Raw genomic sequence first — 15987 nt, forward strand, 5'->3', positions numbered from 1 at the left:
GCCGCGCCGGGCCAAGGCACCCAAGCGGGGTGCGTGATGGACTACCGCATCGAGGTGCTCACGCTGGCGGTCAGCGACGTCGACCGCGCGCTGGAGTTCTACACGGAGCGGCTGGGCTTCGCCCTCGACGTCGACTACCGGCCCAACGACGGGTTCCGCGTCGTGCAGGTGAGCCCGCCCGGGTCGGCGGCGTCGGTGCAGTTCGGCATCGGGCTCACCAACGCCCAGCCCGGCTCGACCCGCGCCACCTTCCTGGTCGTGACCGACCTCGCGGCCGCGCACCGCGAGCTGACCGAACGCGGCCTCGCGCCGAGCGCCATCCGGCACAAGGCCGGCCTCGACTGGCAGGGCGAGCACCGGCCCGGACTCGACCCGGACCGCCGCGACTACGCCAGCTTCTTCGACTTCGCCGACCCCGACGGCAACACCTGGACCGTGCAGGAACGTGGTTTCACTGGCTGAGATGGGAAGGCCATGGGGCCTGTCGTGGTTGCTCCGGACATGACAGTCGAAATCGGCGTGATCCTCCCGACGTCCACGCCCGACCCCGCCAATCCGATCGTCGGCGACGTGCGGGCCAGCGCCCGGTTCGCCGAGGAAGCCGGGCTCGACTCGGTCTGGTCCACCGATCACCTCGTGGCCAGCGCGCCCATGCTGGACAGCACCGCCGTGCTGGCCACCGCGGCGGCGGTCACCGACCGGATCAAGATCGGCTACAACGTCCTGCTGCTGTCGTTGCGGCCGGTCGCCTGGGCGGCGAAGCAGGTCAGCACGCTGCAGATCCTGTCGGGCAACCGGCTGGTGCTCGGCGTCGGGACCGGCAACCCCGCGCACGGCGACGTGGCGTGGCGGGCCAGCGGGCTGTCCTACGACGACCGTGGCGCCCGCACCGACGCCGCGCTCGCAGTGCTGCCCGACCTGATCGCCGGGAAGACCGCCGTGGTGGAGAACGGCGTGGAGGTCGCCATCGCGCCGGGCGCCGCCGTGCCGCCGATCGTGGTGGCGGGCAACGGGAAGCGGGCGTTGCGCCGGGTGGCGCGGTTCGCCGACGGGTGGGCCTCGATCGGGTTGTCACCTTCGGAGGTCGCCGCCGGCTTGGCCGAGATCGGCCGACCGGCGGTGAAGGCGACGATCGTGGCGCCCGCGGTCGGCGACGACCCGAAGGCGGCGGCGGAACTGCTGGCCCAGTACGAGGCGGCCGGGGTCGAGCGGGTGATCCTCGCGCCCACCGGCGCCGACTTCCGCCGCGACTACGAGTTCGCGGCGGCGATCAAGGCCGCGAGCTGATCAGCCGTTCTCGCAGCCAACCCCGTCACCGTCGCGGTCGAGGTCGTAGATGTCACTGCCGACGACCGTGACCGGGCCCACGACATATGCCGGGCCGTTGCCATTGCCGCTTGAGCAGTCGACATCGCTGGCGATCGGAACGCAAGCGCCGGTGTAGTTGGGATCGCAGTTGCTCTTCTTGGGGGCGGGTTTGTGCGTTGTCGTGACCGGGACGCGTTTCCGCGTGGTGACCGCGGGCGGTTTCGGTTTCGGCCTCGCCTTGGTCGTGGTGACCGGTGCCGTCGTGGTGGATGTCGTGGTCGACGTCGTGGTCTCCGAGGTGTAAGTCGGAGAACTTGTGGACAACGGCAATTCCGTAGTGGACAGCGAACTGGACGCCGAAGGTGTTTCCGAACCGCACGCGGAAAGGCTCAGGACGAGCGCGCCGGCGACGACGAAACTATTGCGAACCAGAGCGACCCGCCGAGATAAATTGACTGTCACGATGGGAGGTATCGGCGCCGCGGCGGTCGCGTTACCGCCATCCGGCGACGGGCTTTTCGAGACTGTCGGTGGACGGCGCTACGGTGGACGGCGTGCGCGTGGCTACTTGGAACGTCAACTCCGTGAAGCAGCGGCTGCCCCGGTTCCTGCCGTGGCTCGACCAGCGGCAGCCCGACGTGGTGTGCCTGCAGGAAACCAAGCTGACCGAGGAGGCCTTCACCGCCCTGCTCGGTGACGAGCTGGCCCAGCGCGGGTACGCGGTCGCGGTCAGCGACGAGGCGCAGTGGAACGGGGTGGCACTGCTGTCGAAGGTCGGGCTCGAGGACGTCGAGGTCGGCTTCGCGGGGATGCCCGGCTTCCCGAACCCGGAGGCCCGCGCGGTCTCCGCGACCTGCGGCGGCATCCGGGTGCACTCGCTGTACGTGCCCAACGGCCGCACCCCGGACTCCGAGCACTACCACTACAAGCTTGCCTGGCTGGCCGCCCTGTGCGAGGTGGTCGCGGCCGACGAACGCGACACGATGCTGTGCGGCGACATGAACATCGCCCCCGCGGACGCCGACGTCTTCGACCCCGAGGCCTACGTCGGGCAGACCCACGTCACCGCGCCGGAGCGGGCCGCGCTCAGCGCGTTCGTCGAGCTCGGCCTGCACGACGTGGTGCGCGACCGGTGGCCGGCCGAGCGCGTGTTCACCTACTGGGACTACCGGGCCGGGATGTTCCACCAGGACCTCGGCATGCGCATCGACCTGGTGCTCGCCGCCGCGCCGGTCGCCGAGCGGGTCAAGGCCGCCTGGGTCGACCGGCACGCGCGCAAGGGCACCGGCCCCAGCGACCACGCCCCGGTCATCGTCGACCTCGACGAGGCCCCCGACGGCGACATCGGCCCGGTCGTCCCACCCCCGTCCGCCCGAGGCGCCAAGAAGAAAGTCAAACTCCCCCAATCCCGCTAACCCCCGCGTGTCCCCCACTCAGACCCGGCGTGTCCCCCCTTCCGACCGCGCGTGTCCCCCGCTCCGGCCGGGTGTGTCCCCCGCTCCGATCCGGCGTGTCCCCCCGTCCGACCGGGCGTGTCCCCCATTCCGACCGCGCGTGTCCCCCGCTCCGACCCGGTGAGTCCCCCGCTCCGACCCGGTGTGTCCCCCACTCCGGCTGGGCGTGTCCCCCACTCCGGCTGGGCGTGTCCCCCGTTCCGGCCCGGTGAGTCCCACATTGGCCGGCCGCTAGACGGCTGCGGTCGTGCCGGCCCGTGACCGGAGCACCACCGCCACCCCGAACGCGATCGCGGTCAGCATGCCGATCCACTGCAACGCGGTGCCGAGGAACTGACCGAACTCACCCGGATCCGCGAGCCTGCCCCAGCTCGAACCCTCGATCACCCCGCCGACGGTGATCACCAGCGGCGCCAGCACCCCGACCACCGGCACCCACGCCCGGCGCACCGCCAGCAGCGCGATGCCGACCACGCCCAGGATGATCGGGCCGGGCGGCACGGTCGGGTAGTCGATGCCCGCGGCGATCTGCATGATCATCCCGGCCACCGCCGTGAACAACGACATCGCTTGCAAGACAACCAATCCACGCATCTGAGCCACATCCTTCGAACACGAGGTCCACAACGGATTCGAGTCTGGTCGCCCGGCCCACCACCGGGCATCCGGGCGCAGGCGACACCACGACTACGTCCGCACGCGTACCTCAGCGAACCCTCAGTCACCCCTTGCGTACGTCCGGCGACTGTGCGCATACTCGTTAAGAAAGTTTCCTAACTCTGTCGGGGAGATCTCATGCGCCACCGCTTCCGACCGTTCGCCGCCCTCGCCGCGCTGGCCCTCATCGCCGGATTCGTGCTGGTCACGCCCGCCGCTCAGGCGGCACCACGGGTCGAAACCGGCCCCACCGCACAACAACTGCTCGACGCCGTCTCCAACTGCGACCAGATCTCCAACGGCACCTACGAAACCGACGAGGGCGAAGGTGGCGACGTTCCGGTCTGCCAGACCGACGGCGCCGTGTTCTACACCGCCGACATGGACATCGACTGCGACGGCCAGCGCACCACGCAGTGCAACGAGGACACCGACTGCTGCTTCTACCCGGACACCGCGTTCCACACCTCCGACGACCAGCCGCTCAACGCCGCCGAACTCCCCTACATCGTGCTGCCCAGCCCGTCCGGCACCTGGGACTACGGCGACTACGGCCTCGACGGCGGCTCGGTCGTCGCGATCGTCTACAACGGACACGTCGAGTACGCCGTGGTCGGCGACACCGGCCCGACCGGCATCATCGGCGAGGCCAGCTACGCGGCGGCCAGCGGCCTGGGCATCGACCCCGACCCGTCCACCGGCGGCACGGACGGCCCGGTGACCTACATCGTGTTCCCAGGTTCGTCGGTCGACCCGATCGAGGACCACGGCGCGGCCGTGTCCGTCGGCGAGCAGTACGCCAACGACCTGGTGGCCGCCCACCGCTGAGCCGAGAGCACCCCGCCGGTGACCGTCGTGGACACTGGCGGGGTGCTTCCCGTGCTCGCCACCAGCTTGATCACCGCGACGCTCGTGACCGCGCTGTGGTCGCTGGTGCTGTTGCTGCTCTCCCGCCCGATCGGCAAGCGCTACCTGCTCGGCGCGCTCGGCCTGATCGAGGTGGCGCTGCTCGTGCAGGCCGTGCTCGGCATCGTCCGGCTGCCCGGCCACCACATCGAGGCGGCCACGTTCGTCGGCTACCTGCTCGCGTCGCTGGTGATCCTGCCGCTGGCCGGCTGGTGGTCGCTGCAGGAACGCACGCGCTGGGGCGTCGGGGTCCTGCTGGTCGGCTCGCTCGCGGTGACCGTCATGATCGTGCGCATGAACCAGCTCTGGAGCGGCAGTGCCTGACACCCGCAGCGGACCCGGCCGCCTCCTGGTCGCCGTGTATGCGATCTTCGCCCTCGCGGCGACGGCCCGGTCCGGCGTGCAGCTGAGCACCAAGTTCCACACCGCGCCGCTGGCCTACCTGCTGTCCGCGCTGGCCGCGGTCGTCTACATCCTCGCGACGGTGTGCCTCGCCCGCGACTGGCGGCAGGTCGCGTTCGTGTCGTGCAGCGTGGAACTGGTCGGGGTGCTGGTGATCGGCACGTGGAGCCTGGTCGACAACGCGGCGTTCCCGGACCAGACCGTGTGGTCGGACTACGGCATCGGCTACGGCTTCGTGCCGCTGGTGCTGCCGGTGCTGGGTCTGCTGTGGCTGCGCCGCCTCGGGTCCCGCCCCGCCTGACCCGGCGCCCGAACGTGGGACACACCCGGCGCGAACGTGGGACACACCCGGTCGGAAGAGGGGACACGCGCGACGCGAGTGTGGGACACACCCGGGCTGAGTGTGGGACACGCCCGGGTGGGGCGCGGATTAGAGTTGGTGCATGGGGGACGGATCGCCTGACCTCGACGCCGTGCTGCGACCGCTCGCGCCGCAGGTGCTCGGCACGCTGGTGCGCCAGCACGGCCAGTTCGACGCGTGCGAGGACGCGCTGCAGGAGGCCATGCTCGCCGCGGCCACCCAGTGGCCGGACGACGGCGTGCCCGACAACCCGAAGGCCTGGTTGATCACGGTCGCCAACCGGCGGCTGACCGACATGTTCCGCAGCGAGTCCGCCCGCCGCCGGCGCGAGGACACCATCGCCGCGATGCCGGTGCCCGAGCCGGACGACACCCCGGACACCGACGACACGCTCACGTTGATGTTGCTCTGCTGCCACCCCACGCTCTCCACGGCGTCGCAGGTGGCGTTGACGCTGCGGGCGGTCGGCGGCCTGACCACCGGCCAGATCGCCAGCGCGTTCCTGGTGCCCGAGGCGACCATGGCGCAGCGGATCAGCCGGGCGAAGAGCACCATCAAGAAGGCCGGGGCGACGTTCACGCTGCCGCCACCCGACGAGCAGGACGTGCGCCTCAGCGCGTTGCTGCACGTGCTCTATCTGGTGTTCAACGAGGGCTACACCGCGAGCTCCGGGCCGTCGTTGCAACGCGTGGAGCTGACCGCAGAGGCGATCCGGCTGACCCGGCTGCTGCAGCGGGTGCGCCCCGACGACGGTGAGGTCACCGGCCTGCTCGCGTTGATGGTGCTCATCGACGCGCGCCGAGACGCGCGGACCGACGCCGACGGCCGGCTGGTGCCGCTGGACGAGCAGGACCGGTCCAAGTGGAACCAGGACATGATCGCCGAGGGCGTCGGGTTGATCAGCGGGGCGTTGACCGGCGGGCCGCTCGGGCCCTACCAGCTGCAGGCGGCGATCGCGGCCGTGCACGACGAGGCCACGACCGCGGAAGCCACCGACTGGCCGCAAATCCTTGCGTTGTACCGGTTGCTGGACCGCGTCGCGCCCAGCCCGGTGGTCACGCTGAACCATGCCGTGGCGCTCGGCATGGTGGACGGGCCGCGGGCCGGGCTCGAGTTGCTGGCGACCGTCGACGAGCTGGCCGAGCACCACCGACTGCACGCCGTGCGCGCGCACTTCCTCGACCAGGCGGGCGAAGCCGAGCGGGCACGCGAGGAGTACCTAGCCGCCGCGGAGCTGACCACCAGCGAGCCGGAGCGGGAGTACTTGCGGGCCAAGGCCGACCGGCTCAGTGCAACGCGCCCACGCTGATCGTCAGCGTGCCCGGCTCGCTCGACTGCACCCGGCCCTCGAAGTCCACACCGGACGGGTGCACGTCGTCGTAGGGGAAGCCGTAGCCGAGGCCGTCCGGGGTGAGCTGGTGGACCATGCGGGCGTAGTGGTTGGTCTGCGCGTTCTGGTAGAAGGCGCCCGGGTTCTCGTTGGTGGGCTGCACGGGGTTGCTGAGCAGCGTCGTGCGGTTCAGCGCCGCGGCCAGGCGGGCGGAGAGGTTGCCCATCTCGTCGTTGTTGGTGGTGAACGGGGGCTGGCTGCAACTGAACACCGCCGGTGTGGACGGCTGGGTGAACGAGCCGACGCCGGGGAACTGCAGCACGCCGCCACTGACCCGGCCGGTCACGGTGCCCCACGTGAACTGGGTGTCGATGGTCAGGTCGTTGGACGCATAGTGTTGCCAGCACTGGGAGATGTAGCTGTCGAGGTAACCCGCGAACAGCCCGCCGTCGACCGAGATGGCCTGGTTCGGGCTGAGCACGCGGCGCCCGCCCGCGGACACCAGCCTGGGCCAGTCGCCACCGAGGCTGTTCATCGCGGCGATCATCTGGTCGACGCCGCCGGGCTGCAGACCGCGCACGATCTGCGTGCCTTGCGGGGTGTCCAGCGAGCACGCGATGGGCAGCGACACGAAGTCGACGAAGGTGATGTTGCCGTAGAGCTGGGAATCGTCGAAGGTGAGCTCGCAGAAACCCCAGTCGATGTCGTAGTTCGGGTCCGACGGGTTGGTCACCGACGGCATCGCGATGCCCGGGCCCGGGTTGACCAGGAACGTCAGCGGCGCGCCGATCGAGAACCACACGCGCCCGCCGACGATCTTGGGCAGGGTGATGGTGCGCGGGCCGGAACCGCTGGCGTTCAAGGCGATCGAGCAGTCCGCGCCCAGCGGCGTGCCCGGCTGCGACGGCGACGGCGGGTAGTAGGGCGTGTGCCCGTCGGCCTGCAGGAACATCCACGCGTTGCCGTTGTGCGGGTCCATGCCAGTCACATAGCAGTAGACCGTGTTGTTGCCGGTGTTGTTGGCCAGCGCGACGTTCAGCGTCGCCGGAGTCGCGGACGCGGTGCCCTTGCTGAGCACGGTCGCGGACAGCCCGGTCAACGCGGCGGCACTGAGAAATGTTCTACGGGTGAATCCTCTGCGGGACATCATGGACCTCCCCGACGGTGGTTCAGACCACCGTAGGCAGGCGGCCCGCGGCCCGCCGAGGCCCTTGCCCGAAGGGGCAGGCTAGCCTGCCTGGACTGTCACGGGCACGCCGTTGAGCACGGCGTTGCCCGACGCGTCCACGACGGCCGGGTCGGTCAGGTCGTTGCTGCTCACGCCCTCGACCCCCGAGGCCACCGACAGGCGGACACCGTCGCGTCCGTGGCCGAAGCCGTGCGGCAGGCTGACCACGCCGGGCATGAGGTCCTCAGTCGCCGTTACCGCGACCCGCACCTGCCCGACCGCCGACCGCACCAGAACCGTTGCCCCGTCGGCGATCCCGCGGGCGGCGAGGTCGTCCGGGTGCATGAGCAGGTGGTGGCGCGGCTTGCCCTTGACCAGGCGCGGGGCGTTGTGCAGCCAGGAGTTGTTGCTGCGCAGGTGCCTGCGGCCGATCAGCAGCAGCTCCTCGTCGGCGGGCGCGGTCAGCTCGCGGGCCGCCTCGGCCGCGGCCGCGCGCAGGACCTCGGGCGCGGCGTGCACCCGGCCATCGACCAGCACGCCGGGCATGCGGGAGCTGAGCGGGCCGAGGTCGACGCCGTGGGGTGCCTTGCGCAGCTTGCGCAACGACAGCTTGTACGGACCGAGCCGCAGCAGGAGGTCGACCAGCCGGGCGGGCGGGATCCGCAGCCGCAGCCGGGTGGCGAGCTTGCCGCGGAAGCGTTTGGCGTACCGGAGGCCGAGGTCGCGGAAGATCTCCCAGTCGTGCTTGGTGCCCGCGGGCCTGGGCAGCACGGCCGGGCTGAACCGCGCGGTGTTGCGCACGGCGAACGCGTGGAAGATGAGGTCGTAGTGGTCACGCTCGAGCGGGCCGGTCGGCGGCAGGATCACGTCGGCGTGCCGGGTCGTCTCGTTGAGGTAGAAGTCGATGGCGACCATGAAGTCCAGTCCCGCCAACGCCTTGTCCAGCCGTGCACCGTCCGGTGTGGACAGCACCGGGTTGCCGGCGGAGGTGACGAGCGCGCGGATGCGGCCCTCCCCCGGTGTGTCGATCTCCTCGGCGAGCGCTGCCACGGGCAGCTCGCCGCCGAACTCCGGCAGCCCGCGCACCCGGCTGCGCCACGCGCCGAAGTGTCCCTTCGAGACGAACTTCAGCACGTCGACCGCCGGCTTCGGGATCATCGCGCCGCCGGGCGCGTCCAGGTTGCCGGTGACCACGTTCATCAGCTGCACGGCCCACTGCGCGGCAAGCCCGAAGCGTTGCGTGGACACGCCGACCCGGCCGTAGCAGACCGCGGACGGCGCCGCCGCGAACTCGCGGGCGATCCGGTCGATCGTGGCCGCGGGCACGCCGCTGACCCGCTCGGCGAACTCCAGGGTGAACGGGGAAACCGCGTCCCGCACGGCGTCCAGATCATCCACATAGGACGCGACGTGGCCCAGGCCCTCGGTCAGGATCACCCGCACCATCGCCAGCAGCACGGCGGCGTCGGAGCCCGGCCGGACGAACACGTGCTCGTCGGCGCGGGCCGCGGTCTCGGTGCGCCGCGGGTCGAAGACCACGAGCTTGCCGCCGCGCTCGCGCAACGCCTTGAGCCGGTTGGCCACGTCCGGCACCGTCATGATGCTCCCGTTGGACACCAACGGGTTCGCGCCGAACACCAGGAAGTAGCCGGTCCGGTCGACGTCAGGGATCGGCAGCAGCACCTGGTGGCCGTACATCTGGTGCGCGACGAGCTGGTGCGGCAGCTGGTCGGCCGACGTGGCGGAGAACCGGCTGCGGGTGCGCAGCATGCCGAAGAACGGCAGGCCGTGGGTCATCGCGCCGAGGCTGTGCACGCTCGGGTTGCCGAGGTAGACCCCGACCGCGTTCGCGCCGTGTTCGGTGCGCACCGCGGCCAGCCGGTCGACGACCAGGTCGTACGCGGCGTCCCAGCCGAGCTCTTCCCAGCCGGTCGCGGTCCGCCGCAGCGGGCGGCGCAGCCGGTCCGGGTCGGTGTGCAGGTCCTGCAGGGCGACCCCCTTGGGGCAGAGGTGACCCCGGGACAGCGGATCGTCCTTGTCGCCGGTGATGGACACGATCCGGTCGCCGTCGAGCTCGAACCGGAGCCCGCAGATCGCCTCGCACAGGTTGCACGCCCCGAACCGGACGCTGGTGGTCATGGCTTGAAAGCCTCCAGTGCTTCGTCGGCCTTGGCAAGGGACTCGGCGGGGTCGGCGTCCGGGGAGCCGATCCGCTCGTCGAAGTTGAGGTCGACGAAGAACTCGGTGACGCCCTGCTGCTCGAGTTCGGCCATGTCCACGCGGATCTGCTCGAGCGTGCCCGACAGCATCCGGTCGCGCTCGCCCTCGGGGCGCACCCGCACCGCGCCGCGGCAGACGAAACGCAGGGCGTCCGCATCGCGCCCGGCCTCTTCGGCGGCTGCCTTGATGGTGCGGATCGCCGTGCCCATGACCGTCAGGTCGGCGCGGCTGGCGCTGATCCAGCCGTCGGCGAGCCGGCCCGCGCGGCGCAGCGCCGCCTCCGCGCCGCCACCCAGCAGGATCGGCGGGCCGCCGGGCGTCGCGGGCGCGGGGTGCTGGACCGCCAGGGGCACCTGGTAGAACGCGCCGTCGTGGTCGACGACCTCGCCGGTGAACAGGGCGCGCAGCAGCGGCAGGTACTCGTCGGCCTGCTTGCCGCGGGTGGACTTGTCGGCCCCGGTGGCCGCCTACTCCTCGGCCGACCAGCCGATGCCGAGCCCGGCGTCCACCCGCCCACCACCGGAGAGAAGGTCGACGGTGGTCAGCTGCTTGGCCAGGTAGGTCGGCGAGAGGAACGGCAGGTTCACCACGGCCACGCCGAGCCGGATCCGCTCGGTGATGGCGGCCAGGTGACCCAGCACCACCAGCGGGTCGAGCACGCTGCGGTACACCGGGTCCCAGCCGCCCGCGGCCGGGTACAGCAGCCGCTGGAAGGTCCAGAGCTCGTGGTAGCCGAGTTCCTCGGCGCGGCGGGCCACGTGCGCGATCGTGTCCGGGGTGGCCCATGACCCCGACACCGGCGCGGCGAATCCGATCAGCACGCCTCCCACGGTAGAGCGCGCCGCGTACGCTTCTCGGTATGCGGGCGCTGCGACCACTCATGCGGTTGGTCGACCGGTTCGAGACGCGGGGCGTCTACGTGCCGGGCGAGGACAACCGCCCGCTGTCCCCGTGGCGGGATTTCGGGTGGCTCATCGCGGTCTGGCTGGTGACGGTCGGGGTTTTCGTGATCTTCTTCGCGCTCGCCGCCTGAACCGATCCTCACTCGATCGGAGTGACGGCACTCACCTTGCGTGCCCCGCTGATCACAGGTCGGTGACAGCCGGACGACAGGTCTGAATCGACCGCCCGGATCAACACACCAGGCCGTTTGGATGCCTCCATAGTGGGTGTCGGCAGAGTCACCGGCCGCTGCACCAGAGATGAGGAACGTCGTGAAGACCGTCGCCATGGCGGCCGCCGTCGGGGCGGCGCTCGCCTGCTTTGGCCTTGCGGCATGTTCCTCGTCATCGGCCAGCCCGCAACCCACGGTCATCACGCAGGCGGCCGCCGAAGCCGACGTCCCGCCCGCGGGCACCAGCCCCGCCGCGTTCGGCGAGCGCCGGTCCGTCCCGGGCGGCCTGGTCATCGAGGTGTCGGAGCCGAAGTCGATCACCCCGAGCGACACCGCCTACCCGGCGAGCAAGCGGGCCGTGGCGTTCGAGATCACGGTGACCAACGAGGGCAACGAGGAGTTCCGCACCGACCGCTTCCAGGTCAGCGCGACCACCGACGGCCACACCGCGCGCCAGGTCGTCGACTCCACCCAGGGCTACGCCGGCAGCGGCGACATGCCACCCGTGCTCGCGCCGGGCAAGGCCGCGCACGTGACGATCGCGTTCGCCGCGCCCACCGAGCCGGTGGCCGTGGAACTGCGGATCGAACCCGCCGACGTGTCCGGCGGCACGGCTGATTTCGCAGGTCAGGCCTGACCGGTAGGTTCGGGGGCATGACTGAGCAGAGCCGCTTGTCCGCAGGCGACAAGGCCCCCGAGTTCACCCTGCCGGACAGCACCGGCAAGCCGGTTTCGCTGGCCGACTTCCGCGGCCGCAAGGTCGTCGTCTACTTCTACCCGGCGGCGAGCACGCCCGGCTGCACCAAGCAGGCCTGCGACTTCCGCGACAACCTCGCCGAGTTGAACGACGCCGGGTTCGAGGTGCTGGGCATCTCCCCGGACAAGCCGGCCAAGCTGGCGAAGTTCGCGGAAGCGGAGGGCCTGACCTTCCCGTTGCTGTCCGACCCCGACCGCGAGGTGCTCACCGCGTACGGCGCGTACGGCGAGAAGACGATGTACGGCAAGAAGATCACGGGCGTGCTCCGCTCCACGTTCGTCGTGGAACCGGACGGCGTCCTCAGCGAGGCGATGTACAACGTGCGCGCGGCCGGGCACGTGGCCAAGCTGCGTAGAGACCTGAAGATCTAGGGCGCTACCGCTGGCGCGCCTGCGTCTGGGCTTGGGCGTGGGCGCGCATCGTCCGGGCGATCAGGTGCTGCAGCAACGTTTCCAGCACCTTCTTGCTCGAGTCGCGGTCGCGTGCGTCGCACTGCACGACCGGGATCTCCGCGTCGAGGTCCGCGGCGTCGCGCACCTCGTCGGTGGTGTAGGCCTGTTCGCCGTGGAAGTTGTTGATCGCCACGATGAACGGGATCTTGCGCCGCTCGAAGAAGTCCACCGACGCGAAGCAGCCGTCGAGCCTGCGGGTGTCCGCGAGCACGACCGCGCCGAGGGCGCCGGTGGCCAGTTCGTCCCACATGAACCAGAACCGCTCCTGGCCCGGCGTGCCGAACAGGTAGAGGATCAGCGACCGGTTGATGGTGATGCGGCCGAAGTCCAGCGCGACCGTCGTGGTGCGCTTGTCCTCCACGCCGCTGAGGTCGTCGGTCCGGTTGCTGATCGCACTGATCATCTCCTCGGTGCGCAGCGGCTGGATCTCGCTGACCGAGGTGACCATCGTCGTCTTGCCCACGCCGAAGCCGCCGGCGATGAGCACCTTGACCGCGGAGGTGCCCAGCCCGGGGCCGCCCGCGTCAGAGCCGCCGAATGCCATCGAGCACCGCCTGCAAGAGATTCATGTCCGGCACATCCGTCTCGTAGGACGACATTGGCGAGCTAAACAGGAGATACCTTCCCTCGATCAAGTCACTGATAAGGATCTTCACGGCGGCGAGCGGCAGGTTCAGCTTCGCCCCGATCTCCGCGACGGACATCGGGGACCGGCACAGCCGAAGGATGTCGAGGTACTCCGCGTCCAGCCCCCGGCCTGATTCGCCGGGGGCCGCGATCACCATCGTGATCATGTTCAGGTCTGTGCGCGAGGCCTTGGTGCGACCGCGGGTCACGGTGAAGGGCCGCACCAAGGGCCCGGCGTCGTCGTCGTACCAGGACTCCCGACCGTTCATCGGCTACACACGGATCACGTGCCGGGGAATCGCGGCTGCGTGGCGAAGTAGGCACCGACCTGCTTGATCATCATGTTCATCTCGTAGGCGACCATCCCGATGTCCGCGTCCGCGTTGGCGAGCAGGGCGAGGCACGCCTGGTTCGCCGCCGCGGTCACCACGAGGAACGACTGGGTGAGCTCGACGACGGTCTGCCGGACCTCGCCGCCATCAAACTGCCGCCCGACCCCGCGCGCAAGGCTGTGGAATGCCGAAGCCATGGCGGAGAGGTGTTCGCCGTCCTCGCGGCTCAGGCTGCGGGACCGGCCGACGAGCAGGCCGTCGGTGGAGAGCACCACCGCGTATCGCGCCCCGACCACGCGGTTGGTCAGGTCGTCGAGCAGCCAGTTCAGATCGCTCGGCTTGGACTGGTCCGTGACACTCATTGCCCGCTCCACTAGTCGGCAACCCCTCACCAATTGTTCGGGTCGTGACCCGCGCGCCCGTTGCGGGTACCCCGTTGGAAGGCCAGCATCCGGTTGCGTGCCCGCTCCGCGGAGCGCACCACATCGGTGTCGTCCATGTTCGCGACGTCCGCGACCGGGGCGGTGAACTCGTCGGCCAGTTGCGGCGCGAGGTTCGACTGCCGTCGCCTGCGCGGCAGCGCGGGCTTGCCGTCGTTCTGGTGCCCGCCGGGCCGGGTGTGACCGTCGCCGTTGCGCCCCGCCGACGGCGTACGACGCACCCGGCCGTCCGGCTCGGCCTGGCCGGCGTGGCCGGCCTGCTGCGCTTCCCCGTCGGTCATCAACGCGCCTTCCAAGCGTCCGGTCATCTCCGGATCATCTTGGACCATCGGGTCTTGGGAAGTGGTGCCGTTGGGAGAAGTGAACAACCTGCGGGGGTGATCCGGCTCCGGCACGGCCGGGCCGACCTGCTTGGGCACCGAGCGCGGGTGGTTCACGTCGTCGTCCGCGATGGACGCCGAAGGGACCAGCACGATCGCCCGCACGCCGCCGTAGAGCGACTCGATCAGCTTCACGCTGATGCCGTGGCGGATGGCCAGCTGCGACACCACGAACAGGCCGAGCCGCGCATCCTCGGACAGCGCCATCACGCCGAAGTCCGGTGGGTTGCGCAGGAACGCGTTGATGCGCTCGAGTTGTGGTGTCGCAAGGCCGATGCCCTGGTCCTCCACCTCGATCACGACGCCCTTGCCGACGATGTTGCCGCTCACCTCGACGCGGGAGTCCGGCGGCGAGAACGACGTCGCGTTGTCCACCAGCTCGGCGAGCAGGTGGATCAGGTCGGCGACGACCGACCCCGCCATCCGGACGTCGGGCAGCCGGCCGGTGGTGACCCGCTTGTAGTGCTCGGTCTCGCCGACGGCGCTGCGCACGATCTCGCCGATCGGCACAGGGTTGCGCCACTGGCGGCCCGGCTGGTCGCCGCCGAGGATGAGCAGGTTCTCGGCGTTGCGCCGCGCGCGGGTCGCGAGATGGTCGAGCTGGAAGAGCTGCTCGAGGTGCTCGGGGTTCTCCTGCTCGCGCTCGGCCTTGTCCAGCACGTCGAGCTGGCGGTGCACCACGACCTGGCTGCGGTGGGCGATGTTCAGGAACACCGAGCGCACGCCGTTCTGGATCTCGGCTTCCTGCGCGGCGGCCGCGACCGCGGTGCGCTGCGCCTTGTTGAACGCCTCCGCGACCTGACCGATCTCGTCGGTGCCGTACTGCAGCGGGGGAACCTCTTGCTCGACGTCGATCTGCTCACCGCGGCGCAACCGGCTGACGATGTCGGGCAGCCGCGTGTCGGCGAGGTCGAGGGTGTCCACACGCAGCCGCTTGAGCCGGTTGACCAGCCGGTTGGACAACCGGATCGCAACGAACATGGCGATGAGCGTGACGAGCAGGATCGCCCCGCCGCCGAGAAGTGAGTTGATGTAGTTGCGGTGCCCGGTGTCGTACGCGGCATTCGAGCCGTGGGTGTGGTGTTCGGCGTACAGGTTGAGCAACTGGGCGTGGACCTGCGTCACCGCGTTCTGCCAGTCGGCGATCGGCACGGGCAACGGCGCCGCGTCGAACGCCGGCTTGCCCGGGCCACGCGCGATGATCGCGTTCTCCATCGACGTCAGCTGCTGCCACGGCTTGCTCTTCACGAGCTGCCCGTACTGCATCATTTCGTCCGGGGTCAGCTTCATCTGCAGCATGTCCAGCATGCCGTGGTAATGGCCGACCTGGTGGGCGAACTCCTGGAAGGTCTCGTTCGTCAGCCCGGGCCCGTTGCCGTTCTGGCCAAGCGCGCCCACCGCGAGTGCGTTGCTCCTGGACAACGACTCGGCCGAGCCGAACAGGTCCGCGGCGGCCGAGGCGTCCAAGGCGGCGGTCGGGTCGGGGGAGGTCGCCGCGACGCCCTGCAGGGCCAGCGACAGGATGTCGATGACGCTGTTGTAGTAGTCGTAGACGTCCTTCGGGTTCATCTGCCGCGCATCGACGCCCTGCCGAATCTGCGGCATTTTCTTCACGAGTGCTTCGAGGATGTCGTTCGCTTTTTTGGTGGCCTCCGCGGCCTGCGCGTTCGAAGCGATCCCGGATTGGCCGATCTGGAAAAGAGCGTAAAGCGATTGGTCGCTCAGGCCTCGTTGCTTCTTGAGCTGGTCGGTGGCGGAGCTGTCACCGCCGAGGACCCGCAGGCTCAGGTTGCGTTCCTGACCGAACTGCTCGACGAAGTTGTTGGTGATGTCGATGGACGACGACCGGCCGGTCAGCTCGGCCCAGTCCTGTGTCACGGATCCCTCGTGCACCAGGTAGCCGGCGGCACCACCACCGATGATCAGCAGCGCCGCGCTGGGGATGAGCACAATGGCCAGCATCCGTGCCCGGATACTCCTGCGCCTAGGACGCGCGGTGCGACTCATCACAACCCCGACTTCCGGTTCTCTTTTCGAGTTGGTGACATTTCCCTTGTGCCTATGCTCGGCGATGACCAC

18 protein-coding genes and 1 pseudogene are annotated in these 15987 nt (G+C 70.1%); 11 read left to right on the top strand and 8 right to left on the bottom strand.

What is annotated here, in order from left to right; translation table 11 throughout:
• Nucleotides 1-36: 36 nt before the first annotated feature.
• From EV186_RS21790 to EV186_RS21805, 4 genes are all read left to right on the top strand, one after another.
• The gene (locus EV186_RS21790; RefSeq protein ID WP_133851135.1) at nt 37-462 is read left to right on the top strand and encodes a VOC family protein; all 426 of its coding nucleotides are present in this window, start codon (nt 37-39) and stop codon (nt 460-462) included.
• Nucleotides 463-501: 39 nt separating this feature from the next.
• Nucleotides 502-1287, top strand: coding sequence for an LLM class flavin-dependent oxidoreductase (locus EV186_RS21795; RefSeq protein ID WP_133851136.1), 786 nt, complete (start codon nt 502-504; stop codon nt 1285-1287).
• 202 nt (nt 1288-1489) lie between these two features.
• Nucleotides 1490-1612 (top strand): hypothetical protein, encoded by a 123-nt coding sequence (locus tag EV186_RS40550; protein ID WP_279538314.1) that lies wholly within the window; start codon nt 1490-1492, stop codon nt 1610-1612.
• A 241-nt stretch (nt 1613-1853) separates the two neighbouring features.
• Nucleotides 1854-2723 carry an exodeoxyribonuclease III gene (locus tag EV186_RS21805; protein WP_133851407.1) on the top strand — a complete coding sequence of 290 codons (870 nt, stop codon included), beginning with the start codon at nt 1854-1856 and terminating at the stop codon, nt 2721-2723.
• A 270-nt stretch (nt 2724-2993) separates the two neighbouring features.
• Here EV186_RS21805 and EV186_RS21810 read toward each other — a convergent pair whose 3' ends face one another.
• Nucleotides 2994-3356: a hypothetical protein gene (locus EV186_RS21810; protein WP_133851138.1), complete on the bottom strand. Its 363-nt coding sequence runs from the start codon at nt 3354-3356 to the stop codon at nt 2994-2996.
• Nucleotides 3357-3557: 201 nt separating this feature from the next.
• Here EV186_RS21810 and EV186_RS21815 point away from each other — a divergent pair, with 201 nt between their 5' ends.
• From EV186_RS21815 to EV186_RS21830, 4 genes are all read left to right on the top strand, one after another.
• A complete protein-coding gene (locus EV186_RS21815; protein ID WP_133851139.1) occupies nt 3558-4247 on the top strand; it encodes a glycoside hydrolase family 75 protein in 690 nt (229 codons plus the stop codon).
• Nucleotides 4248-4265: 18 nt separating this feature from the next.
• The gene (locus EV186_RS21820; protein WP_243754178.1) at nt 4266-4649 is read left to right on the top strand and encodes a hypothetical protein; all 384 of its coding nucleotides are present in this window, start codon (nt 4266-4268) and stop codon (nt 4647-4649) included.
• Nucleotides 4642-5028: a hypothetical protein gene (locus EV186_RS21825; protein WP_133851140.1), complete on the top strand. Its 387-nt coding sequence runs from the start codon at nt 4642-4644 to the stop codon at nt 5026-5028. The genes EV186_RS21820 and EV186_RS21825 overlap by 8 nt, the downstream gene beginning before the upstream one ends.
• Nucleotides 5029-5170: 142 nt before the next feature.
• Complete coding sequence (locus tag EV186_RS21830; protein ID WP_133851141.1) at nt 5171-6397, top strand: RNA polymerase sigma factor; 1227 nt, start codon at nt 5171-5173, stop codon at nt 6395-6397.
• Here EV186_RS21830 and EV186_RS21835 read toward each other — a convergent pair.
• The 3 genes and pseudogenes from EV186_RS21835 to EV186_RS21845 all read right to left on the bottom strand — a co-directional run bounded on the left by EV186_RS21835 (nt 6375) and on the right by EV186_RS21845 (nt 10684).
• Nucleotides 6375-7568 carry a glycoside hydrolase family 64 protein gene (locus EV186_RS21835; RefSeq protein WP_208115713.1) on the bottom strand — a complete coding sequence of 398 codons (1194 nt, stop codon included), beginning with the start codon at nt 7566-7568 and terminating at the stop codon, nt 6375-6377. The two genes, EV186_RS21830 and EV186_RS21835, sit on opposite strands and share 23 nt — an antisense overlap.
• 78 nt (nt 7569-7646) lie before the next feature.
• On the bottom strand, nt 7647-9725 hold the full coding sequence (locus EV186_RS21840) for a molybdopterin-dependent oxidoreductase (protein ID WP_133851142.1): 2079 nt from the start codon (nt 9723-9725) through the stop codon (nt 7647-7649).
• Nucleotides 9722-10684 (bottom strand): annotated as a pseudogene (locus tag EV186_RS21845) (TIGR03619 family F420-dependent LLM class oxidoreductase). The gene EV186_RS21840 and the pseudogene EV186_RS21845 overlap by 4 nt, the downstream one beginning before the upstream one ends.
• On the opposite strand from EV186_RS21845, the gene EV186_RS39015 reads away from it, so the two are divergent.
• From EV186_RS39015 to bcp, 3 genes are all read left to right on the top strand, one after another.
• Nucleotides 10666-10839, top strand: coding sequence for a hypothetical protein (locus tag EV186_RS39015; protein WP_166659263.1), 174 nt, complete (start codon nt 10666-10668; stop codon nt 10837-10839). The pseudogene EV186_RS21845 and the gene EV186_RS39015 overlap by 19 nt on opposite strands.
• Nucleotides 10840-11020: 181 nt before the next feature.
• Nucleotides 11021-11557, top strand: a complete 537-nt coding sequence (locus EV186_RS21850; RefSeq protein ID WP_133851143.1) for a hypothetical protein — start codon at nt 11021-11023, stop codon at nt 11555-11557.
• Between the two features lie 17 nt (nt 11558-11574).
• The gene (bcp, locus tag EV186_RS21855) at nt 11575-12048 is read left to right on the top strand and encodes a thioredoxin-dependent thiol peroxidase (protein ID WP_133851144.1); all 474 of its coding nucleotides are present in this window, start codon (nt 11575-11577) and stop codon (nt 12046-12048) included.
• A gap of 4 nt (nt 12049-12052) precedes the next feature.
• On the opposite strand, the gene EV186_RS21860 is transcribed toward bcp, so the two are convergent.
• The 4 genes from EV186_RS21860 to EV186_RS21875 are packed head-to-tail and all read right to left on the bottom strand — an operon-like array spanning nt 12053 to nt 15870.
• Complete coding sequence (locus EV186_RS21860) at nt 12053-12673, bottom strand: GTP-binding protein (RefSeq protein WP_133851145.1); 621 nt, start codon at nt 12671-12673, stop codon at nt 12053-12055.
• A complete protein-coding gene (locus tag EV186_RS21865) occupies nt 12654-13025 on the bottom strand; it encodes a DUF742 domain-containing protein (protein WP_133851146.1) in 372 nt (123 codons plus the stop codon). The genes EV186_RS21860 and EV186_RS21865 overlap by 20 nt, the downstream gene beginning before the upstream one ends.
• A 14-nt stretch (nt 13026-13039) precedes the next feature.
• Nucleotides 13040-13450 (bottom strand): roadblock/LC7 domain-containing protein, encoded by a 411-nt coding sequence (locus tag EV186_RS21870; RefSeq protein ID WP_133851147.1) that lies wholly within the window; start codon nt 13448-13450, stop codon nt 13040-13042.
• Between the two features lie 26 nt (nt 13451-13476).
• The gene (locus EV186_RS21875; protein WP_166659264.1) at nt 13477-15870 is read right to left on the bottom strand and encodes a sensor histidine kinase; all 2394 of its coding nucleotides are present in this window, start codon (nt 15868-15870) and stop codon (nt 13477-13479) included.
• Between the last annotated feature and the right edge of the window lie 117 nt (nt 15871-15987).

This window comes from Labedaea rhizosphaerae (assembly GCF_004362825.1).
GTDB lineage: Bacteria > Actinomycetota > Actinomycetes > Mycobacteriales > Pseudonocardiaceae > Labedaea > Labedaea rhizosphaerae.